At 48.0% G+C, this 22,922-nt stretch carries 16 protein-coding genes; 10 read left to right on the top strand and 6 right to left on the bottom strand.

Going from position 1 to position 22,922, the window contains the following annotated elements:
- The first annotated feature begins 155 nt into the window (after positions 1-155).
- Positions 156-1,208, top strand: coding sequence for an NEL-type E3 ubiquitin ligase domain-containing protein (locus tag PPHA_RS08390; RefSeq protein ID WP_012508417.1), 1,053 nt, complete (start codon positions 156-158; stop codon positions 1,206-1,208).
- 169 nt (positions 1,209-1,377) lie between these two features.
- Here PPHA_RS08390 and PPHA_RS08385 read toward each other — a convergent pair whose 3' ends face one another.
- The 3 genes from PPHA_RS08385 to PPHA_RS15105 all read right to left on the bottom strand — a co-directional run bounded on the left by PPHA_RS08385 (position 1,378) and on the right by PPHA_RS15105 (position 3,086).
- Positions 1,378-1,959, bottom strand: a complete 582-nt coding sequence (locus PPHA_RS08385; RefSeq protein WP_012508416.1) for a helix-turn-helix domain-containing protein — start codon at positions 1,957-1,959, stop codon at positions 1,378-1,380.
- Positions 1,960-2,202: 243 nt separating this feature from the next.
- A complete protein-coding gene (locus PPHA_RS08380) occupies positions 2,203-2,520 on the bottom strand; it encodes a DUF6794 domain-containing protein (RefSeq protein WP_012508415.1) in 318 nt (105 codons plus the stop codon).
- A 206-nt stretch (positions 2,521-2,726) separates the two neighbouring features.
- Entirely contained in the window at positions 2,727-3,086 is a 360-nt protein-coding gene (locus PPHA_RS15105) for a hypothetical protein (protein ID WP_012508414.1), read from the bottom strand.
- A gap of 502 nt (positions 3,087-3,588) precedes the next feature.
- Between PPHA_RS15105 and PPHA_RS08370 the strand changes: the two genes are divergently transcribed.
- Entirely contained in the window at positions 3,589-4,662 is a 1,074-nt protein-coding gene (locus PPHA_RS08370; RefSeq protein ID WP_041526489.1) for a metallophosphoesterase, read from the top strand.
- Positions 4,663-4,778: 116 nt separating this feature from the next.
- On the opposite strand, the gene PPHA_RS08365 is transcribed toward PPHA_RS08370, so the two are convergent.
- A complete protein-coding gene (locus PPHA_RS08365; protein ID WP_012508412.1) occupies positions 4,779-6,239 on the bottom strand; it encodes an SLC13 family permease in 1,461 nt (486 codons plus the stop codon).
- 262 nt (positions 6,240-6,501) lie between these two features.
- Here PPHA_RS08365 and PPHA_RS08360 point away from each other — a divergent pair, with 262 nt between their 5' ends.
- The 4 genes from PPHA_RS08360 (at position 6,502) to PPHA_RS14640 (ending at position 17,043) form a co-directional block, all read left to right on the top strand.
- Positions 6,502-7,230 (top strand): lysophospholipid acyltransferase family protein, encoded by a 729-nt coding sequence (locus PPHA_RS08360; RefSeq protein WP_223293886.1) that lies wholly within the window; start codon positions 6,502-6,504, stop codon positions 7,228-7,230.
- Between the two features lie 25 nt (positions 7,231-7,255).
- Positions 7,256-7,918 carry a GNAT family N-acetyltransferase gene (locus PPHA_RS08355; protein ID WP_012508410.1) on the top strand — a complete coding sequence of 221 codons (663 nt, stop codon included), beginning with the start codon at positions 7,256-7,258 and terminating at the stop codon, positions 7,916-7,918.
- 72 nt (positions 7,919-7,990) lie between these two features.
- A complete protein-coding gene (locus tag PPHA_RS08350; RefSeq protein ID WP_012508409.1) occupies positions 7,991-8,254 on the top strand; it encodes a hypothetical protein in 264 nt (87 codons plus the stop codon).
- Between the two features lie 353 nt (positions 8,255-8,607).
- Positions 8,608-17,043, top strand: coding sequence for a choice-of-anchor I domain-containing protein (locus PPHA_RS14640; RefSeq protein WP_190273981.1), 8,436 nt, complete (start codon positions 8,608-8,610; stop codon positions 17,041-17,043).
- Positions 17,044-17,193: 150 nt separating this feature from the next.
- Here PPHA_RS14640 and PPHA_RS08340 read toward each other — a convergent pair whose 3' ends face one another.
- Both PPHA_RS08340 and PPHA_RS08335 read right to left on the bottom strand, forming a co-directional pair.
- Positions 17,194-17,856: an HAD family hydrolase gene (locus PPHA_RS08340; RefSeq protein WP_012508407.1), complete on the bottom strand. Its 663-nt coding sequence runs from the start codon at positions 17,854-17,856 to the stop codon at positions 17,194-17,196.
- A 118-nt stretch (positions 17,857-17,974) separates the two neighbouring features.
- Complete coding sequence (locus PPHA_RS08335) at positions 17,975-18,199, bottom strand: hypothetical protein (protein WP_012508406.1); 225 nt, start codon at positions 18,197-18,199, stop codon at positions 17,975-17,977.
- Between the two features lie 254 nt (positions 18,200-18,453).
- On the opposite strand from PPHA_RS08335, the gene PPHA_RS08330 reads away from it, so the two are divergent.
- From PPHA_RS08330 to pstB, 4 genes are all read left to right on the top strand, one after another.
- Positions 18,454-19,266, top strand: a complete 813-nt coding sequence (locus PPHA_RS08330; protein ID WP_041526790.1) for a phosphate ABC transporter substrate-binding protein — start codon at positions 18,454-18,456, stop codon at positions 19,264-19,266.
- Between the two features lie 220 nt (positions 19,267-19,486).
- On the top strand, positions 19,487-20,650 hold the full coding sequence (locus PPHA_RS08325) for a PstC family ABC transporter permease (RefSeq protein ID WP_012508404.1): 1,164 nt from the start codon (positions 19,487-19,489) through the stop codon (positions 20,648-20,650).
- 52 nt (positions 20,651-20,702) lie between these two features.
- Positions 20,703-22,049: a phosphate ABC transporter permease PstA gene (gene pstA / locus PPHA_RS08320; protein WP_012508403.1), complete on the top strand. Its 1,347-nt coding sequence runs from the start codon at positions 20,703-20,705 to the stop codon at positions 22,047-22,049.
- 11 nt (positions 22,050-22,060) lie between these two features.
- Positions 22,061-22,921: a phosphate ABC transporter ATP-binding protein PstB gene (gene pstB / locus PPHA_RS08315; RefSeq protein ID WP_012508402.1), complete on the top strand. Its 861-nt coding sequence runs from the start codon at positions 22,061-22,063 to the stop codon at positions 22,919-22,921.
- Position 22,922: the final 1 nt, after the last annotated feature.

Here is a 22,922-nt window from a genome sequence, read left to right as displayed (position 1 = left end):
CGTTTTTTTTCAGAACGATTATCCAGCGGGACGTTTTTTTTGCGACCTATAAAATCATTTATAAAGAACGCGCTGTATAAAAAGTGTAAATAATCTCCAGGGGATAATAAGTTATTCTGGTTTTAATAAATCGTTTTTTTAATGGAGGAGAGAATATGACCAGGGAAGTAACGTTTGCCGATGTCATGGGAGTGCTTGATGGAAAAAGTGATATCGATTGTTCAAATAAGGGATTAACGACGCTTGACGGGTGTCCGGAGAAAGTCAGGGGGGATTTTAACTGTTCAGGCAATAAGCTCACAACACTTGACGGGAGTCCCAAAAAAATTAAGGGGGATTTTAATTGCTCAGGGAACCAGTTGATTTCACTCGAAGGTGGGCCTGAGGAGGTTAAAGGGGATTTTGATTGTTCCGACAATAAACTGATCTCTCTTGCGGGTTGTCCGGCTTTTATTATGGGTGATTTTTGTTGTAGCGGAAACCAGTTGTCCTTGTTTAAAGGAGAGATTGTTGTTCATACGACAACTGTAATCGCGGCTTGCCCGGACATCGTTGAGGGAGATTTTAACTGTTCCGGTAACCTGATCAGCTCACTTGAAGGGGCGCCTCTGATTGTGGGTGGCGATTTTAATTGTTCAAAAAATCAGTTGACAACACTCCTCGGTGCGCCGAAAAAAGTTCAAGGCGATTTTGATTGTTCCGCCAATCAACTTGACTCGTTGGCAGGCTCTCCCGATGATATCAGGGGAAATTTCTCTTGCAGTGGCAACCAGTTGGCATCGCTTAAAGGTGGTCCCAGGGAAGTGTATCGCACCTTCGATTGTTCCGGCAATCATCTGACCACCCTTAAAGGGGCTCCCAGGCGAGCCGGGACATTTGATTGTTCAAGCAATAAACTGACATCCCTGAAAGGCGCTTCTCAGGGAGTTGATGCTCTTAATTGTTCAAATAATCAACTGATTTCTCTCAAGTGGGCTCCTGAAAAGGTCAAGGGTAATTTCGACTGTGCCTGGAATCAGCTCGTGACACTTGATGGCGCTCCGAAAAAGGTCAAGGGTAATTTCGACTGTTCAGGAAACCTCTTGACAACCCTCGAGGGTTCATTGAAGAAAGTTTCCGGAGATTTTATTTGCAGGGAGAATGACCAACTCTTTCATGAAGAAGAAGTTCGCGCGCTTGTCAATCTCAAGGGCAACTGTTTCTTGTAACTGCCTTGTTTGCTTTGTACAGGTAACGTAACGCATCATAAAGAATAAGGCAATGGCTCTTCCAAAGTTGGCTGTTGTCTTATTTCCTGGTATCGGACACAGAGGCAGAAGTGCAGGATTAAAGTCCGGGAGAGAGGATCGGTGCTGTGGAGGAGTCCGTCAGCGCTGATCAGGGGATGAGGGCGTGTAAACTTTTTTTTCTTTGTATTTTTGCTGTGGAATCAGAACGCTGCTTTATTCTGTCATTTGTATCAACCGGGTTGACTGATGGCCTTGCAGTTGTAGCAGGCAGACGATGAACCGGCGCTTCCACACTCTGGTTTCTGTAACTTAATCCGACGCCTGTAAGAACCCCCACCAAGATACCGATGCTCAGAGTCAGTATGGACTTTACTGGCTGCGAGTTGTTGCGGTTTATTTGCTCTTGCGGTTTCGTTTCGCAAAGTTCGGAACCTGATTTTGCAATCTCTTCCTTGTTGAGTTGTTTGTGCAATTGGAGATCCTTTTTGCATTGCTCAAGCGCTTCGAAGCCCTCAAGTCCGATCTCCTTCATGTATGATTTGATACAAGCAAAGACGTAGCTTTTTGGGAGAAAACTGAAATTGCCATTTTCGATATTTTCAAGGTAATTTTTTTTGATGTTGGTCAACCGGCTCACATCGTCTATAGAAAGATTTTTTTCCAGTCTCGCAGTTTTAAGCTCTTGTACCAAAAATTCAAGCGAGTCGTTATGCGATAAAATATCTTTCATATACAGATTGAAGTAACAATTTTTTTACGTTCGAAATCCATTCGTGAATTGATTAGAACTCTTGTAAATGCTCATTAAAAAAGAAAATATACTTTGCTTAAGAAGATATCATCTCCCACCGTTATAAGAAAGACGTCGTAAGACTGATGAGCTGTTACAAGTTCTTCCAGTATCATGTTATGTTATTGCTGTTATAATAAGCTCTTTGTTTTGAATCCAGTACAGATGCATATGTGTCAACAGTTATCTGTCAGGTGTCAGCGTATGAAGCCTGTTCCAGATCGCTTCAAGGATAACTCCTGATGCTGTATCGGGATCGTTAAGAAAATGAAAACTTTCAAAATCACCATGCTCTGAAATGGCGCATGCTTTTATCAAGGCGTCATTACCCTCGAATAATCCGAGTTCATGACGGACGTATATCCCGAGACTGAAACAGAGTTTTTTCAACTTATCTTCTGAAATAGCTCTGACTTTTGTTCTCTCATGCTCATTCATGATGGCAATGATCCGTTCTGCAGCATCATTGATTGTTTGTGGCCACGGTAATCTATTATGCATAATCAGAAAAAGGATTGCGATAGTTTTTTTTATTGTTGCATATCATTGTCACTCTATGACATGCCAGTAAATTTCGAGACGAATATATGAAAACAATGAGCAAGTCTGTTTTCATCTCCTTGTTGTTTTCAAAGAATTAACAGAGCGGTTGAAACGCCTGCAAGTAGATAGATATTGCCATACAATGCTGACTATCAGCTTTTTAATCAGGAGATTGAAGATAGTTTCGGTTTTGATGAAGAGATATGGCAGAAAAAAGTTCCAGGAACCTGCTCTTTTTCGAGGTGATGGTGAAGAAGATGCAGCAGTTGGTCTATTTCATGGAGTAGATTGCGATGGTTAATAGCGAGAGCGACAAGAAAAAAAGGAAAAGAAATGTGCTCTTTTCGCAGTTTTCTAAGGACATTGCCCATAGCCTGTGCCATGAAGGGAAACGTTTTAGCCTCATTGGTAATCGGACTATTCCCCGTTTTTTCAATATCAGAACGAGTGGAATCGCAACTGAAATAAAAATCTTCTTCACCGCACCACTCTATGACGATCTTATAGGGTTTAATGTCGCTCATTGTTCTTTTTTTTAGCAGATAAAACTGATGGAATACTAATATTGTGCTATTATTGTGTGCTCAGCCCAACTTGATTTCCCTTTAGGTTGCAATGAGTAACATGTATAATTACACAAAATAAAAAACAATAATAATTTTTTAAATCCAATTGTTGGATCCTGATTTTACATTGTTGTGACAAAAAATAGTATAGTATTGTGAAATAGTATACTATTACAAAATTTACGTATTCTTAATAATACAGTGATTAATTTATGGAAAAAATAATCAGCGTTTGAAATGCCAAAAAATAAGCCGTGTATAATTCAATAACGTAAACTCCTTATTGTATAATCAGTTAATGGGAAGTTACTGTAAACAACAAGAACTTGTCTATTCAAAAAAAAATAATAAAAATAATCAGTTTTTGTTTTTTTCTGTGCTACGAGGATGCAAACTAAAACAGACTTCAATGTTTTGATTTCATATCTCGATGTGCTGTTTTTGTAATGCATTCAATGCCATGATCCCTCAAATAAAAAAACATCCTCATCTTGACAGTCTGCTCAAAAGAGCAAAACCGGTTACCCTTGATCATTCGTCGAAAGTGCTTGTCCTCAGTGATCTGCACATGGGAAATGGCGGGAGGCTCGATGAATTCCGGCAAAATTCAGGACTGGTTAAAGCCATGCTTGAGAGATATTATTTACCTGAAAAATTCAGTCTTGTCCTTAATGGTGATGTTGAGGAGTTGTTCAAGTTCTCTCTTGAAAGTATTGCATCGCAGTGGAATGAATTTTATGATCTTTTTCTCAAATTTGAACGCCATGGTTTTTTCCTGAAAACCTGGGGAAACCATGATGCAGCACTTCTTGACAAAAAAGAGTATCGACTTGCTTCATCGCTTGTCGAATCCGTTAAATTTCATTATGGCCATGATACACTTCTACTCTTTCATGGCCATCAGGCGGCGTTATTTTTGTGGCAAACCTGTTCCATACTCAGCCGTACGATTATATTTTTTCTGCGCTATTTAGCTAAACCTCTCGGAATAAGGAACACCTCTGTTGCCTATAACAGTCGAAAAAGGTTTGCTATTGAGCAATCAATTTATGAGTTTTCAAACCACTCCAGGATTGTTTCAATTATTGGTCATACTCATCGGCCCTTGTTTGAATCACTTTCAAAAGCTGATTTTTTAAATTACAGGATTGAAGAGCTCTGCAGGGCATACTCCTCCGCTGACAATGAAAAACGCACAACAATCAAGCAGAAAATCGTCGAGTTGAAAGCTGAGCTTGATGGCTGTTATAAAAAGGGTAAAGTAATCGGACTCCGCAGCGGTATTTACAATAATATCACTATTCCAAGTGTCTTTAATTCCGGCTGCACCATTGGAAAACGGGGCATCACTGCCCTTGAAATTGAGGGCAGTACCATTCGGCTTGTTTACTGGTATAACGGCAAGCAGAACAGGAAGTTTATCAGTGAGAGGGACAATCGGCCCATGGAACTCGCTTCGACCGGTTTCTCGAGGATTGTGCTGAACGAGGACTCTCTCGATTATGTATTTTCCCGCCTTCATCTTCTTGCCTGAAGCGCCACAGCAAAATGGTTCAGAGGCTTGCATACGGATGATTCATCCTCAATCTGGTCGTCGATTACCGCTCACAAGCTTTTCTGATAAAACGAGGAGCTTGTTGCAGGTGCATATCATGACAGAAGCCCTGTAAGGAGAGAAAAGAGAAGGGCTGTCCAGAGTGCAGCGACAAGGTTCATAAACAAACCGGGTAGCAGAATCATTTTGAGTGAAACATGCTCAATTCCACCGAATGCAAGCGTATTTGCCGCAGTTGCAACCGGCGTCATGAAAGCGCTCGAAGCGGCAATGGTTATGGTCAGCAGCATCATAATTGGTGACAGGGAGGTCAGCAGGGCAAGGTCGCTGCTCAATGGCGTAAATATGAGTATCAGAGCCGTATTGCTCAACAGTTCAGAAGAAAAAATAATGACGATTATCAGGGAGAGCAACTGGAGAAAATGATTGCTGACTGGTGGAATTGTCTTGAGTATCGTTGATTTTGTCAACGTCAGCAGAGAGCTGTCAAGCTCCGGAGTTGCTGGATTATCCCATGCCTTGAGCAAGCCAAACAAAATCATCCCCACGATACTGAGCAGGAATATTCCAAAATAGGGAAGATCCTTCATGATGAGGTTGATTGAAAGCATTGAGTTTGCATTAGGGCTATCAAGGTTTGCTATCGGCTCACGAAAGCAACGGGTCCAGACCCTTTGAACTATTTGCAGAATCAAGTTATCGATTGCCCCGTAACTGTTTTTCATCGGCACTCCCATGCGGGATTCCAGTTCGCGGCAGAGTCGGCTGATAAAGATCAGAGGAAATAGAAAAAGATGCAGCAGAAGAAAGATGGTGTTCATGAAAAGCGCTCTCAGGCTGATCTTTGTTTTTGGCAGGATTAAGGCAACAAAGAGAAATGCGGTTCCGTAGAGCAGAAAGCCAAGGTCGATGGTGTTGAGAGTGAAGAAAATTGGTGCTGGTGTATACAAAAATTGCAGGGCGCTCAATGTGCTGATCAGCAGAAGGTTGCCTATGAGGAAGAGCAGAGGCTTATGAGGTAAAACAGCCAGCTTGTCGCTGCTTTCGGAAAAGAGTGATGGAATGCAGAATGGTTTTGCCGTGACAAGAATGATAACCCATCCACAAAAAAGAAGAATCAGTGTTGCCGGAACTCCGACTCCAAGCCATGAAAAAAAAGTGATGATGTTTCGGCCCTCAAAAGTAAAGAATTCTGCCAGGGTAATGGCTAACATGTTTTGCGGACTTCCGGTAAGGGAAGCCATTCCTCCGGTATTGGAACCGAAAGTGAGTGCAAGGTAAAACAACGATGCTGCAACCCTCCTCTCATCGTTATGCTCTACAAGCGAAAGCATACGGTTGATGATGGGAATCATGGATATCAGGACGATGGTATGGGAGATAAAGATCGAAAGTGTATAGGAGATCAAAAGAATCGCCGTCAAAAGGGTGCCCAGGTTTTTGCCGGAGTGGCGGAGAAGAAAATGAATCAGACGGTGATGCATCCTCGCAGCCACAAGCATTTCCGAAAGCAGAAATCCGGTCAGTATAATAGTGCTGTTCTGAAGCAGATTCATCGTTGCAACTCTTTTTACTTCATCATACTACTACGTTGTTTTCTCATAGTACCGGTTAGTTCTGCCATTGCAAGGAGCCAAAAAAGAGTTTCCGGAATCGTTGCAGTACCGTAACTCTTCCCCAACACTATTTTTGTTTTTTACAATTGTGTAGTTCACCGTTCTCTTAGGTCATTCTACTGGTAAATGAAAGACTCTTTTGAAAAACAACTGTAACCGTTTTTTCAAGCCGCTTCCCTTCTTGTCTCGAAGCAGGGCTCTTTTGTTGAGGATTTTTATGCTTCCCAATTTTCTGTTAACCAGGGTCTATGGAGTGGAGAATCTTGCCAAAGCTGAATGCGCGAGCATTTATGTTTTCAACCACAATAATTCTTTCGAAGTCTTGATGGTACCGGCGCTGCTCATGTATCATCTCGGTGGCAGGAGCATCAGTTTTGTTATTGATTGGATGTATGGCAAAGTGCCTATTCTTGGCTTTTTGATGAATCTGTTCGATCCTGTCTATGTCTATCACAAACGATCCACCCTCTCCAGTATAGAGTCCATAAGGCCTACAGCGCCTTCCGCTGATGCCATAGAGCGTTGTACGGAGAAACTTCGGGCAGGTCGCAGCATAGGGATTTTTCCGGAAGGAAAACGTAATAGGGATTCGAAAACGCTGCTCAGGGGAAAATCGGGTGTGGGTCATATAGCCTTGCAGAGCGGATCACCTGTTGTTCCCGTTGGAATTGATTTCAACTGCAGAATTACAAAAGGAAAAATTCCGGTGCTCGGCAGAACCATCGTCAGGATTGGTCAGCCGATTGTGTTTCAGCAGCGGACGGAGAGATACCGTGCCATGATCTCCTCTCTTTCGGGTTGCAGCACTCAGCGCTCTGAACTGAACCAGATGGCCGCTGAGGTTACCCATGAGATTATGCATTGCATTGCAGAACTCTCCGGCAAACTTTATCAAGAACCTTTTCCCCGGAACAGACGCAGCTTTTCTTAGAGAACCAAAAAAAAAAGGAGCCTCTATGTCCAGTGTAACCGTCATCAGGATTGAAAGTGCTGCCGATCGTGCCAGCGCTCTCGAAGTTATCAGGCAAGTTTTTTGTGAAGAAAAAAAATGGATCAGTTCGGTTCAGAACCAGATTCCTGAAGAGTTTGCAGGGAATAGAGGTTTTTCATGGTTTCTGGCAAAAATTGATGGTCGTCCTGCGGGTGTGCTTCGGTTGCTTTATGACCCCTCATTTGATCTGCCTGAAGAGTACGACGTTAAGTTTATGCCGGGTATGACCATCGAAAAGTTGAAAAGTGCAGGTCGATATGCAGAAATTGGCAGGTTCATGATTCTTGAAGAGTTTCGAAGAAAACCAGGGGTAGCTCTTCAGCTTATGCGGGCGGCTACAGAAGAGGTTATCGAGCGTGATTATACCCATTTTATTACCGATGTGTTTGCTGGTGAGGTGCACTCTCCCCTGAATTTTCATACAAGAGTGCTCGGTTTTGAGGTAGTTGGAACGCATGTGTTTGGTGAGTTGAACTGCAGTTCAACTCGTATCATTCTGATGCTCGATATTATCAAGCTTTACAGCCGCATCAAAGATAGCAGAAGCAGGATTTACCGTGAACTGACCGATGGTCTCAGGGGGATTTTTGAGCGTAAGGCTGCTCTTTCACAGATGACGAGAGGGTAAAAACAGAATTGCCGATGTTTCCGGCCCATAGGATGAACGCTTGTATGCGTCATTAATTAAACGGAGTGTGTCATGTTGCGTCTTGATGAATTGAGGGCCGAAATAAAAGGTGAGTTTTTTTTGCAGGAAGAGCTGAAAAATCATGATGTCAAAAAAGTCGAGGCTCTGGCAGATATCATTATCAAACCTGCCGGAAAAAAAGATTTGATAAAGCTTCTTCGCCTGCTGGAAAACGCATCGTACCCCCATATCGTCATCAATTCCAAGGGTCGGGTGGTCTTTCCTGACAGACGCTTTCATGGCGCTGTTATTGTAACTGACTTGAATAAAGAGTAGAACATCCGCATTGGGAGTGTTTAGTGTGCACTGTATTCTACAAGTATATAGTGGGCGCGCGGGGGTATGTTCCATCATGTCACTCGTCGTCTTGTATTCGGGATAGCTCATTTAACATAATCGCAACGATACTGTTACGATAACTCAATATATCTAAGCGTATAAAGTGGTATTTATTTCAAAAATAAATGCTCTGAATTTTATAATAAATCTCTCAACTGGAGTAGGCAATGGGCTTAAGCGGTTTTAATGAAGAGAATTACCTTCAGAATCTCCTTGTAAATCTTCAGTCTTCCTCATCCTCCAAAACCGTTATTTCGGTTATATCAGACCCTCATTATTACTCACCATCTTTGGGTACGGAAGGGTCCGCCTTTGAAGCATATCTCGCCGGTGACCGTAAAATGATCGCGGAAAGCGACGCAATTCTTCAATCCGCTATAAATAGTATCAAAACTGAAAAACCGAATATCCTTCTCATCTCTGGTGACCTTACAAAGGACGGCGAAAAATTAAGCCATGAAGCATTCGCCGCATATCTTGCTGGCATCGAAGCCACAGGTACCAAGGTTTACGTCATTCCAGGGAACCATGATATCAACAATCCTGACGCCATGAGTTACAGTGGCGATAGCTCCACTCCGGTTGCATCGGTAACTCCCGAACAGTTTGCCTCCATCTACGACGATTTCGGCTACGGTGAAGCCCTCTACCGCGATCCGAACTCCCTGAGCTATGTCGCCGAGGCATCAGATAAACTCTGGATCCTCGGTATCGACAGTTGCGAATACGACACCAATATCGCCGACGGTGCGCCCGAGACCGATGGCAGCCTGAGCGCGGCGACGAAGGCCTGGGTGCTCGAAAAGCTTGCCGAGGCTAAGCTTCAGGGGATTACCGTCATCGGTATGATGCATCATAACCTTGTAGAGCACTATTCGCTGCAGGATGAGTTGTTCGGTGACTATGTGATCGACGACAGCGTGAATCTGGCGAATGATTTTGCCGAAGCGGGCCTCAGCATGATTTTTACCGGCCACTACCATGCCAACGATATTGTGCAGGTTACCGATAGCGGGCTTTATGAAATCGAGACTGGTTCGCTGGTCACCAGGCCGAGCCCTGTCCGGACGGTGACAATCAACGGGGATGGAAGTGTGGAGGTCTCCTCAACGTCAGTGTCAGAGATTAATTACGATCTTGGCGAATTCGACACCTTCAAGGCCTACGCCACCAATTTTCTGCATACCGGTCTTGTGCAATTGGCGACATACTATCTCATGACCACCTTCGGCATCACACAGGAGAGTGCCGCCCAGGTGGCACCGCTTTTTGCCGCTGCCATGGCCGCGCATTATATGGGAGACGAAGAGCCTGATGCAACAACCCTGGCCACCATACAGGGGTTGGCCGCTTCCGGTGATGCCATGAAGATTCAGCTTGCTGGAGCACTGCAATCGCTCTGGATGGACAGTATGACGGCTGACAATAACACCACCATTTCCATTCCAGATTTTTGGGAAGAGATGACGAGCGATGATCTCGGAGAGATGCTCGCAGTGGAGTACGGGCTCACCCCTTTTCAACATTACCAACTTTACGGAGATGCAATGGGTATCACTATCGGAGAACATGTTCTCATCGGATCAATAGAGCTTCCGGGTTCTGAAATCACCGCCTACCATTCGGGAAGTAAAACGGCGTTCGTCATTGGTGGCAGCAACGAGTTGTACGTTGTCAGCCTTGCCGATCCCTCGAGGCCTATACGTGTAAGGACCATAACGCTGGCTGGTAATGCCCAGAGCGTTGCAGTCAATGCTGACGGGCTAATTGCGGTTGCCGTGGATCAGTTAGCCACGGTTGCCGGGAGTACCGCCACCTACCATGCCAACGGTCTGGTGCAGTTTTTTACGACAGATGCTACCGGCATACACTCCGCAGGTCAGGTGACGGTAGGTTCTCTGCCAGACTCGATTACGTTCAACGCCTCAGGCACACTGCTCGTGACTGCCAATGAAGGTGAACCGAACTTGTTCTACGGTACCGATGATGACTCGATGGATCCGGTCGGTACCATCTCGATTATCGAGGTTAACCCGGTGACTCCATCATCGTCGGTCGTGACGACCCTCGGGTTTGACGCATGGAACGATCAGCTCGAGCAGTTGCGTAACAAAGGGGTTCGCTTTTCCGGTGATGATGCTGCCGATGGAGTGATCGGAAATCTGGTGTCGCAAGATATGGAGCCTGAATATGTCACCATTTCCGGTTCCAAAGCCTATGTGACGCTTCAGGAGAACAATGCCATCGCCGTGGTCGATCTGGTTAAAAAAGTGATTACCGCAATCAATCCTGTTGGGCTCAAGGACTGGGATCGTGGCACCCCCGAAGCGACGACCTTTGAATTTGACATTACCTACCCTGGGGAAAGGCCGGACTTCGATCATGATGGTGTTGTCGATAATGGAGAGGTGACTGCAGGTGGCCTTTCGGGTCTTTGGTATGATGGCAAGGAGACGATCGACGGGACGGCGTATGATATCTATTATACCATCACCGATCGCGGCCCGCAGGCGGCCAGTATCGGTGATCGTGCAGGTGACAATCCTGCCGACCCGGCAAAAGGGGGTAAAATTTTCGACGATCCGGATTTCCCCATCACGGTGTACAAGTTGGGTCAGGTCAATGGCGAAGTGGTCACGCTTGGCAGCACAACCCTGAAGGTGCCTGATGGTGCGGGTGGTTTCAGAAATGCCACTGGTCTCAGTGAGCTTGACCGAAACGATGCGGCATACCAGCTTATCGGCAAAGATGCCGATGGTTATAACACCTATGAGTTGCTCGCCAAAGACCAGTTCGGCCTTGATACCGAATCGATCCTGCACCTGACGATCGCTGGCCTGAACGGCGGTAATCCTGTTTTTGCTGTGGCAGACGAATACGGTCCGCAGATTGCCTTGTTCGATGTTGCTACCGGCAATCTGGTTAAACGTATTGTGCCAGCCGGTATCGTTTTTTCTGCAGCAACCAACATCGGCTATGCTGACATACCGGAATACACGCTTCAGACGCTGCCCTCCATTTACAGTACGATCAACAACAATCGTGGTTTCGAGGCGATGGCGTACAACAGCAAGGATGGATTGCTCTACACCTTTATTCAGAGCCCGTTGCATCAGGCCGGTTATGACAATCAGGAGGTCATTCGCATTGTGGCGGTCAATCCGGTTAGCGGTGAGGCCGTTCACGAATATCTCTACGCACTGAGCGGCGAGAAGGGGCAGGACAAGATCGGTGATGCGGTCTATGATGCCGAACGTGATCTCTTTTATGTGATCGAGCGCGATTCAGGGGCAACGTCGAATGCGAACAAATCGATTTTCGAAGTTGATCTTACCGGTGCGACCGATACGCTCGCTTACACCATTGGGCAGGATGGTCACAGTTGGGAAGAGCTGCTTGGCGACGGGGTGACTCAGCCCGAGCTTGCTCATACCGAGAGTCTTGCTGATGCGCTTGCCGGAGAGGTAACCTTTGTACACAAAAACGAGCTGCTGAACATTCCTTCGCTGGGTATCGATGCGCGCTTCGACAAGAGCGAAGGTCTGGCGCTCAAGGCGGATGGCTCACTGGTGGTAGCCTTTGATAACGATTTTCTGCATGTGGAGGGACGGGCCGACAACATTCTTGTCGAGATCGGGTATAACACACTCGCTGTTGATACCTCGGACAAGGATGGCGGCATCGATCCTGGTTACCGTTCATTCTACGGTATGCGTATGCCTGATGGCGTTGATTCTTACGAGTTCAACGGCGAGACCTTCGTGATCATGGCCAACGAAGGTGATGGCCGCATACGTTCCGACGTGGCGAATTTCACCGTTGAGTCAGCCTATAACAAGAAATATCTCACCATTACGAAGACGCTTCCTGAAGGGGCTACGCTGGTCGACACCATTATCGATCCACTGACTGGCGAATCCCTTTTTATCACTCTTTCAGACAATAGTGACCCCGCTGCCCATTATGTGAAAACGGATGATGAATTTTTCCTGACACTGAAGTACGGTTGGCTGTCGAATGATGCTTTCTGGTCAGATGAAACGCGCCTTGTCGATTACGACGATCTTACGAAACTGAATCAGTACCTGCAGGATGAAGCAACCAAGAGCGGGGAGATCGGTCGCCTCAAGACGGTCAATACGGAGGTCTATCTCTCTGATGAATCTGCTGCAGACGAAGCTCCCGAACAGGTCATTGGTTTCGGTGGGCGCTCGATCTCTATCATGGACAGCAAGGGGAACCTTGTCTATGACAGTGGCGACTTGATCGAACAGGCGGCAATTGCTGCCGGTGTCTATGATGATGGCCGTTCGGATGACAAGGGTACAGAGCCTGAAAATGTCACACTTGCCGAAGTTGAAGGTCATGTTTATGCTTATGTCGGTCTTGAGCGTGCCAATAGTGTGGTGGTTTTCGATGTCACCAACCCTTACAATGTCAGCTATCTCGACCTTATTGATGTCGAAGGAGATACCGGATTTGTGGCTCCTGAAGGGCTGACCACCGGCGACGGAATGCTTATTGTTTCCAGTGAAACGACGCCTGGTCTTGCGATTTATTCTCTTCCGGAATATGCGATTCCGACCTATACCCTTCAGCTTCTCCACTTTGCCGATGCCGAGGCGGGTCTGCTTGCCTCCGAAACAGCGCCGAACCTTGCCGCTCTGGTTGATAAATTTGAAGACGAATACGCCAACAGCATCACGCTGGCCGGTGGCGACAACTTCATTCCCGGCCCCTTCCTTGCCGCCGGTACCGACAGCAGCGTCATCGACGAACTGAACGAGGCTAACGGCTCCAGTCTCGCTCCGACGGCTACGGTGCCGATTGGCGCGGTGGATATTGCCATTCACAACGCCATCGGTGTCGAGGCATCGGCAATCGGTAACCACGAGTTCGATCTCGGTTCGAGAGTGCTGAAAGACGCCGTTACCCCCGCTTCGACCGGAGCTGATTTCCCCTTCATTTCCGCAAACCTCGACTTTTCGGGTGACAGCGACCTGAGAAGCACCTTTGTCGATACCACGGCAATCGACGGTCTGGAGGAAGCATCGACCCTGAACGGCAAGATCGTTCCATCGGCGGTTATCACCGAGAACGGTGAAAAGATTGGACTTGTGGGCGCAACAACCCAGTTGCTTCGGGTCATCTCTTCACCCTCCGGTACTGTGGTTGATGATGGCAGCACCGGTTCCGATAACATGGACCTTCTTGCGGCGGCCTTGCAGCCGGTGATTGACGATCTCATTGCACAGGGGGTAAACAAGATTATCCTCATCTCGCATCTTCAGGTAATCGCCAACGAGAAGAGCCTTGCGGGTAAACTCTCAGGCGTGGACATCATTCTTGCTGCCGGATCAAATACCCGCCTCGGTGATGCCGATGACCAAGCGGTCGCCTTTGAGGGCCATGCCGCAACCTTCGCCGATACCTATCCGCTCCAAATGAGCGACAAGGATGGCAACACCACCCTGATCGTCAACACCGACAACGAGTTCACCTACCTCGGTCGCCTTGTGGTCGATTTCGACGCCGATGGCCACATCATCACCAGCAGCCTTGCTGAGAACATTTCCATCAACGGTGCTTATGCGGCCACCGATGTGAATGTGGCTGAAGCATGGGGTGTTACCGTCGAAGAACTCGACACCACTGCGTTTGCTGAAGGTACCAGGGGAGATGCTGTCGAAAGTCTGGTTACGGCAGTGCAGGAGGTGATCAACGTCAAGGATGCCAATGTGTACGGTTACTCCGATGTCTATCTCGAAGGTGAACGGGCAACGGTCCGATCCGAAGAGAGCAACCTTGGCGATCTTTCTGCCGATGCCAACGCCTATGCTGCTGAACTGGCGATGGGTGAAGCCGCTGCGGATACTTTTGTTGTTTCGCTCAAGAATGGAGGCGGCATCAGGGCCCAGATCGGTACGATCTCCGCGCCCGATCCGGTTGACGGTACAGTCGATAAACTGCCACCGACCGATGGCTCGGTTTCCCAACTCGATGTCGAGAACTCGCTGCGATTTAACAACCAGTTGATGATATTCGATACGACTGCGGAAGGACTCAAAGCTATTCTCGAACATGGAGTTGCAGCAGGCACCCTTCAGGGGCGTTTCCCGCAGATCGGTGGCGTTTCCTTCTCCTGGGACCCCGATTATCCGGCAGGCTCAAGGGTCAGCGACATTTCGCTGGTCGGCGATGATTATCACATCAACCTTTACAATGACGGGGAGCTGCTCCGCGATGTACCGGACACCATCTCGCTCGTGACTCTGAGTTTCCTTGCCAATGGCGGCGACGGCTATCCGATGAAGGCTAACGGCAGCAATTTCCGCTACATCACCGTTGAAGATGATGGCAGCTATACGCTGAGCGCTGCTGTTGATGAAAGCCTCGATTTCACAGTTCCGGCAAACGTTCCGGGTGGTGCGACGGTAGTAGGTGAACAGGCTGCATTTGAAACATATATGGAAACATTCCATGCGACCGCCGATAAGGCGTATGACCAGGCTGATACATCGGCATCGGAAGATCTTCGTATTCAAAATCTAAACGAAAGGGAGGAAGCAGTGCTCAATCCAGATACTGGTAGGGAAATTGAAAACGTAACGGTTTCGGAAGATGGAACTCTTGATTACAGAGTTCTGGCCGATGCGTTCACGGATGTTGATGAGAATGACAGCCTGACCTATACGGCGACGCTGGCGGATGGATCTGCGCTGCCTTCATGGCTGACCTTCAGTGCATCGCACCACGATAAGGAGACGATGGAAGCGTACTTCCTGACAGGCGGTTCAGAAAAACGTTCGACTGACTCAGCTTCGGCAATTACCGCGATGGTGACAGGCGAGAAGACCGACGCGGGCAACCTCTCGTGGACGACGGGGGATCCTGTGGGCGGAGCGTTGACGACTATCGCCGAAACGTTTCGTGCGGACTACGGCTTCGCCATTGGTGTAGCCAGCACGGTGGAGTTCTCACATGCCACGCCAGCAGGGGTGGTAAGTCACAATGTGAATCGTGGCAATACCTGGGCTATTTCGCATGAGATACTGACGGAGACGAAACCGGAAGTGGTTATTGGAGCAGGCCTGGACAGTTATTTCGCAAAGGCGGGGGTGTCGAAGACGCCGACAGATACCGACTCGGATGCAGACAACAACGGCTTCAACGACGAGTACGATGCCTTTCACAATGGCACGGTGAAACCTTACACCGAAAAGGTGGAGTTCGTGGAGCGCAAAGCGGGAGTTGACGGCGGCGACGCGCTGGCGGCAGAAGCAGCAACCGTTGATCTTTCATCCGGCGAGAGGCTCTTTGGCCTGTTCGGTACCTCAGGCGGCAACTTCGAGTATTACAATGTCGAGGATACGCCGGGCACGGTAAGCATTACGCGCAGCACGGGCGACGGCACTCCGGCGATTGACGAAGACCCGACGATGGCTGAAATGGCCAACGCGGCGCTGAGTGTGCTGAACCAGGATGCCGACGGCTTCTTCGTGATGTTCGAGCAGGGCGACATCGACTGGAGCAACCACGCCAATGACTACGAAGCCATGATTGGCGGCGTCTATGACCTTGATCTGGCGGTGACGGAAGTGGAAAGCTTTGTTGATCTGGGCTCCAATGGCATCGACTGGTCGAACACACTCGTGATTGTAACCAGCGACCACTCGAACAGCTACATGCGCAACGAGAGCGTGCTGGGCGTCGGCAATCTTGGTGTAGTGGGTACAGACGTGACCTACGCATCGGGTGGCCACACCAACGAACTGGTGACGGTCACGGCGCGTGGCGCGGGAGCGACGTACTTCGGCGAGCTTGCGGGCCAGATTTACGATGGCACAGAGATCATCGACAATACGCAGATCTACACGGCGATGATGAACGCTGCCGAGAACGCGGGAGCCGAGCACATCATCCTGATGATCGGCGACGGTATGAATGTGGAGCACGAAATCGCAGCGAGCCGCTACCTGTACGGCGAAGACTTTGGCCTGTCGTGGGATGACTGGGGAACACTGGAAGATGGCTGGACGGGCTACGCGACCACCTGGGACGTCAGTTCGTACAACACCTACGCCGCCCTGAACGGTGTTGCCAGCTACGATTCGGCAACGTACGATCCGCTGATCGGCTACGATCCTGAACAGGGTGGTGATACCCCGTATCCGGTGGCGATGACCTTCAGTGGCACACCAACTCACTCCAATGTCGGTTCTATTGAGGTGAAGGTGACGGCCACCGATGAAAGTGGAGCTACAGCAAGCGATATGTTCACCCTGACCGTGACGGATACTACGGCGCCTGCGGTCGTGACGTTCACTCCTGTGGATGGTGCAGCAGGAGTTGCCATTGGCAGCAACATTGAGCTTATTTTCAGCGAAGCAATTCAGAAGGGAAGTGGCACGATAGAAATCCACAGTGGCTCACCAGGTGGAGCAGTTGTGGAAAGCTATAATGCGGCGACAAGTGCCAATCTGACAATTTCAGGCACGATGTTGACGATCAATCCGACGGCAGATCTGAAATATCAAACGCAATATTATGTCACCTTTGGAGAAGGTTCCATTTATGACAATTCAGGCAATCACTACGCAGGAGGCACGGCTTACGACTTTACAACCGGCGCAGATCCCTTTGCTGACAACAATGGTGGTACAAGCACAGGCACAGTTTTGGCTGGAGTTGGTGCGCTTGGAATCCTCGCATGGCTGATTTTTTGATTTGAGGCAAGAAGGGAGCCTGGGCACATTGCTGCGAACGTTCGTTCGGGCTCCCTTGTTGTCCGATTATGATGAATATGGGAGAAAAACGCTTTGACCGGGAGCTGCGTTGGCATAAACATCAGAGAGGTCTGACTGGATACCTGTTACTTACAGGATTTCTTCAAGCAATGTGATAATCTCCTCGGGGTGCTGCACCACTGTTTTTGCCCCAAACTCCAAAAGCTCGCTTTCCGGTCTGAATCCCCAGAGGACGCCGAGGGGGTACATACCGGCCCTTGTAGCGGTGAGCATGTCAATGCCGCTGTCACCGACATAGAGAATTGAGCCGGGCTCTTCGTTGAGCATCCGGGCAACAAGCAGGGCCCCTTCGGGGTCAGGTTTGTGTGCTATGCCGCTGTGATGGCCCATCACAACATCGAAATTCCACTCTTTCAGCAGCTCCTCTGCGCAAAGACGGGTGAAGTGATTGGCTTTGTTTGAAAGGATGGCCTTTTTTATTCCCCGTTCGGTAAGCTTGTCGAGCAGGGTGCTGATACCGGGATAGGGGCGTGAGTAACGGTTCCAGTTGTCGGCATAGTGCATCATCAGATCCTTGAGCATCAGATCAATTATCTCCTCGGTTCCGGCCTCTTCGGGGAGCGCTTTTTTGACCAGCTCTCTCATACCGTGCCCAACAAGAAAGCGGCACTCATCCAGGGTATGTATGGGGTAATCGTGCTGGGCAAGCACCGTATTGAGGGTGTTGACAATATCCTGCAGGGTGTTGAGCAAGGTGCCGTCAAGGTCGAAAATAACTGCTTTGAAGGTCATAGGGTAATTATCTGGTTTTGCATTGGTTTCGGTAAGCCACAGGTGGTTGTCGTGCAATAAAAAAAAGCACCTCATGCAAAACTGGCACAAGGTGCTTTCTGAAAATAAAAAGAGCAGCCTACTTTTTAGGAGCAATCGCTGATGTTACATTCTGCAACACCTGACCAGCAGTGTTTGCTGCACTGCCAACAAGATCAATCGCTGTTTTTCCCAGAGGCTCTACAATCCCTACAACAACTTTAACTCCGCTGCCCAGGAGGTCAGCCGACTGCTGGACGAGTTTGCTTGCCGTATCCAGAAGGTTGTTGAGGGCGTTTGACAATTCATTCGTTTCGTTTGCCATAGCAGTTACTATTTTGGGGTTATGAAGAAGAATATACAGGTCAAAATGTTTTTGTTACAGCATTTATGCATTTTAACAAAAATCGCTGAACTCTGCACCAAGTTAACAAATTTAATCTATAGAAGCCAACATAAAACTGCGTATGTAACACGTTGGGGAGCAATCAACTGCTGATACAAGCTTAGAAGAAATTTCAAAGTTACCTTGCAGGTGCGTATCTTGCCTATAACTTTTAAATGAACCAGGATGAAACCATGATACCTAAATTTCTGCTGTTTGTTGTTTTACTTGCAGTTACCGCCACTACGACAGCAACTGCTGCCAGCAACTCCATTGTCCTTGACGGTTCAACAACCGTCGGCCCTCTTGCAAAGACTTTTGCTTCATATTTCACTAAAAAATATGGAGTTCGTGTTACCGTGAGCGAGTCGGGCAGTGGCAATGGCGCCAAAAGCCTGATCAATGGTTCCTGTACCATTGCAGCCATGTCTCGTGCCATGAAAGCGGCTGAAATAGCAGCGGCGAGGACAAAAGGGGTCAATCCTGTTGCTCATGTTGTTGCACTTGACGGTCTTGCCATGATTGTTCATCCGGCAAATCCGGTTCGTTCACTTTCGAAAGCCCAGATCAGCAATATCTATCGTGGAACCATTACCAACTGGAGAGAGGTTGGAGGCCCCAACGCACGCATTGTTGTTATCCAGCGTGAATCCAACAGTGGTACCCAGGAATCCTTCAAAGAGCTGGTTTCCGGAAAAGGGGTACAGATAACAGGGAGTGCTGAAACCCAGTCCAGTAATGGTTCGGTAAAGAGCAGGGTAAGCACGACCCTTTCAGCCATAGGCTTTGTTGGTCTTGGTTTCGTGGATCGTTCGGTAAAAGTTGTTGCAGTCAACGGGGTTCTTCCCACGTTATCAATGGTGAAAAATGGTACCTATCCGGTAACAAGGCCTCTCTTCTTCTATACGAATGGCCAGCCTGCGGGGTCGGTCAAACAGTTTATTGAGCTGCCGAAAACAGCGGATGGAAAAAGGATGATCACGGAGCTTGGTTTTATCACTCGCTGAGATCGTTTTTTATCTCGACAGTACTTTTTTGCATAAAGCCGGTTAACCAGTAATCCGGCTTTTTTGTTTTTGAACTTTTCTGTCAATGTTTTCATACTTGTAACAGAATCGTCATTGTATTCTGTGCGGAAAGCTCATAGATTAGGCACATCGATAAATCACCGGGAGAGTAAAGAGGTCGGGTATCCGGTAGCTGTTGTAAAAAATAACATTTAAAGTTATGGCTGAAGAGAGTTTAGGGGAGCGCAATCGGACGAATGCATTTGTCTTGAGTGCCCGTAAACGCACCATGCAGAAGGTTGCAAAAACAGTGGGGGAGGGTATGCTTTTCGCTGTTGCCTCTTTTGTGGCCGTTATCGTCCTGTTCATTTTTTATTTTGTAGCACGTGATGCTGTTCCCTTTTTCCAGATCAGGGGGTTCAGTGAGTTTTTTACCAGTTCAAACTGGTATCCGGCAAGCGAACCTGCTGAGTTTGGCGCTTTGGCCATTATCTATGGCAGTTTGATGGTGACACTCGGTTCTGCCTTGATTGCCGTACCGATGGGTGTGGCAGCGGCAATATGCCTGAGTGATATTTTACCTTTTTCGATCCGCCAATATGCCAAGCCGATCATTGAAATGCTTGCAGCCATCCCCTCTGTTGCTTTCGGATTTTTTGCTCTTGTCGTTTTCGCCCCTCTCCTGCAAAATAATGGGGGACCCATGCTGATGTGGGCGTGGTGGATACTCGTTTCACCCTTTATGCTGCTTGCTGTTATCGTTATTTCCGATCTTTTGACCACGAAGATCAAGGAGCAGAGACGTCGTCAGCAACTGCAGATCCTTTTTCTGATCCTTTTTGGTACACTCTCGGTTCTCCTCTTGTTCAAGGTTGGCACCATCCTGTACGGGATTCAGATTCTGACTGGTACCAATGCGCTGAATGTCTCTATCATTCTCAGCTTTATGGCGTTGCCGACTATTGTCAGCGTCTCTGAAGATGCTCTTCAGGCTGTCGGGCGCGAACTTCGTGAAGGCAGTTATGCTCTTGGCGCCACCAGAGCTGAAACCATCATAAAAACGGTTCTTCCTGCTGCCAGCAGTGGTATTCTTGCTGCGGTCATTCTTGGTGTTATGCGTGCACTCGGTGAAACAATGGTGGTCTGGATGGCTTCGGGCAACTCTTCTCACATTCCCGAGCCCTGGTTCAACTATCTCGAAGCAATCAGGACACTCACAGCAACCATTGCCGGAGATATGGGCGAAGCTGACCAGGTGACCGGATCGGCCCGTTTTCATGTGTTATTCGCAATGGGTTTGCTTTTACTTGTCATCAGTTTTGTCAGTAACCTTGTCAGCGAGAGAATTGTTGTTCGCCAGCGTAAAATTCTTTCTGGCCACTGATTTTTGTGCTTGAAATTGAGTTCTCTCTATTTTTTCATTTAACCCTGTTGTCATGAATATCGGAACCAGGAAAATACTTGATCGTTCGTTCACCGCTGTTGGTTTCGGCTCTATCATTGTTATGGCGATGGCTTTGATGATTGTTGTTGTGCCGATTGTTACTAACGGTATCGGCGCGGTATTTTTTACCGGTACGGTTGAACATCGCAAAATGCTGCACAATGAGTTCAGTCGGGGAGATAATCAGAGCCTTTCCAGTGAGGTTGCCTCCTCGGAGCGTTATCGTGCAAAGGTCTACGATATGCTCGCTGTGTTTGAGACTGAACTTGAGACGATGGAGCCTGAAAAAAAGAGGGAATACACGGGGAAATATGCTCAGGTCAGAACAGCCCTTCAAGCCCTGCTTGGACCTCTTCCGGGAGATTCTGCACCTATGCTGACAAGGTTCAAGTATGGTCAGACCCGATGGGAAAAGGCGGAGGAGAAGCTGCATGATCTCCTCTATGAATCGAAATGGGACAACTCCAACCCCAATGTTATGTCCAAGGAGTACTTTGTAAGCCGTGCCATTGGCTTTGAGGGTACCTCTCTCGTCAAACTGTTTCCTTATGTAAAGGAGAATCTTGAGAAGATCCTCCTTCCCGAGTTTACCGTGTATTGGGGATTTATCACCGATAGCTCTGTTGACTCGCATTTTTTCGGAGGTATCTGGCCGGAAATTCAGGGTACTTTTTTTCTCGCTATTGGAGCCATGCTTTTTGCCTTTCCCCTTGGTGTTATTGCGGCAGTCTATTTTACTGAATATGCCAAGCCCGGTTTTTTAAACAGTATGCTGCGCAGCGCCAACAGCACCCTTGCCGGTGTGCCAAGTATTGTTTTTGGTATGTTTGGTCTCGCTTTTTTCATCAACACGATGAAGGTTTCTGAATCAAAAAGTGTGCTCGCCGGTGCGTTGACGTTGGCAATCATGATTCTGCCTACCATTATCCGTGCAGCCGAAGAGGCAATCCTCGCCGTACCCAAAACCTACAGGGAGGCATCGCTCAGCCTCGGCTCTACAAAATGGAATACCATTGCGACGGTTATTCTGCCTGCCGCACTTCCCGGCATTCTGACCGGAGGTGTTATCAGCCTCGGCAGGGCTGCTGGTGAGACAGCTCCGATTATCTTTACCGCAGCCGTCAGTGTTGGTTCGGCTATAGGGCTTGCAGATGTGTTATCTTCTCCAACCCCCGCACTCTCCTGGAACATTTATAATCTTGCCAGTGAACATGAGGCTGCCAGTCAGATACGGCACGTGCAGTACGGAATGGTGCTTGCGCTGGTCAGTATTGTTCTGTTACTGAACTTGTCGGCAATTGTGCTTCGGGCTCGTATTTCCAAAAAATTAAAAGGCTAAACAAAATATCAATGCTCATGACAGTTGATGCCAAAGAGACTTCCGGGAGTTTGCCGCTGCAGAAGGCAACACGAGAAATCTATCTTCCCCCGGAACGAAAAAAAATATCCGGGGAAGATACTATTCATATCTCGGCCAAGGAATTTTCCATTTATTACAGTGAGTTCGAGGCCGTAAAGAAGGTCAGCGCCGATATTATGTCGAAATATGTTACCGCAATCATCGGCCCGAGCGGTTGCGGCAAGAGTACATTTTTACGCGCCATAAACCGGATGAACGATCTTATACCGAGTTGCCACACAACCGGAGCCTTGCTTTTTGATGGTGAAGAAATATATGGAAAATTCACCGACGAGGTTTTGCTTCGCAAGAAGGTCGGTATGGTGTTTCAGAAACCAAACCCCTTTCCCAAGTCTATTTTTGACAACATCGCCTATGGCCCTCGTCTGCATGGTGTGACCGACAAAAAAAAACTGATGGAAATTGTCGAGCGCAGCCTGAGAAAAGCGGCGATCTGGGATGAGGTCTGTGACCGTCTCGACAAAAATGCACTTGGTCTGAGCGGCGGCCAGCAGCAGAGACTCTGTGTTGCCCGTACGCTTGCTGTTGAGCCGGAGGTGCTTTTGCTTGACGAGCCGACCTCGGCTCTTGATCCCAAAGCCACAGCCAAAATCGAGGATCTTATTCAGGAGTTACGCGGCAGTTATACCATCATGATCGTCACGCACAACATGCAGCAGGCCTCGCGGGTTTCGGATTCCACCATGTTTTTCTATGAGGGTGTTCTTGTTGAACATGCTTCGACCGCGCAGCTCTTTACCAATCCGAAAGATTCGATGACAGAAGACTATATAACCGGAAGATTCAGCTAAC

The sequence above is a fragment of the Pelodictyon phaeoclathratiforme BU-1 genome (genome assembly GCF_000020645.1).
Taxonomy (GTDB): Bacteria; Bacteroidota; Chlorobiia; order Chlorobiales; family Chlorobiaceae; genus Chlorobium; species Chlorobium phaeoclathratiforme.
Note: the sequence above shows the minus strand (reverse complement) of the source record. Positions and strands in the feature narration are given on the sequence as shown.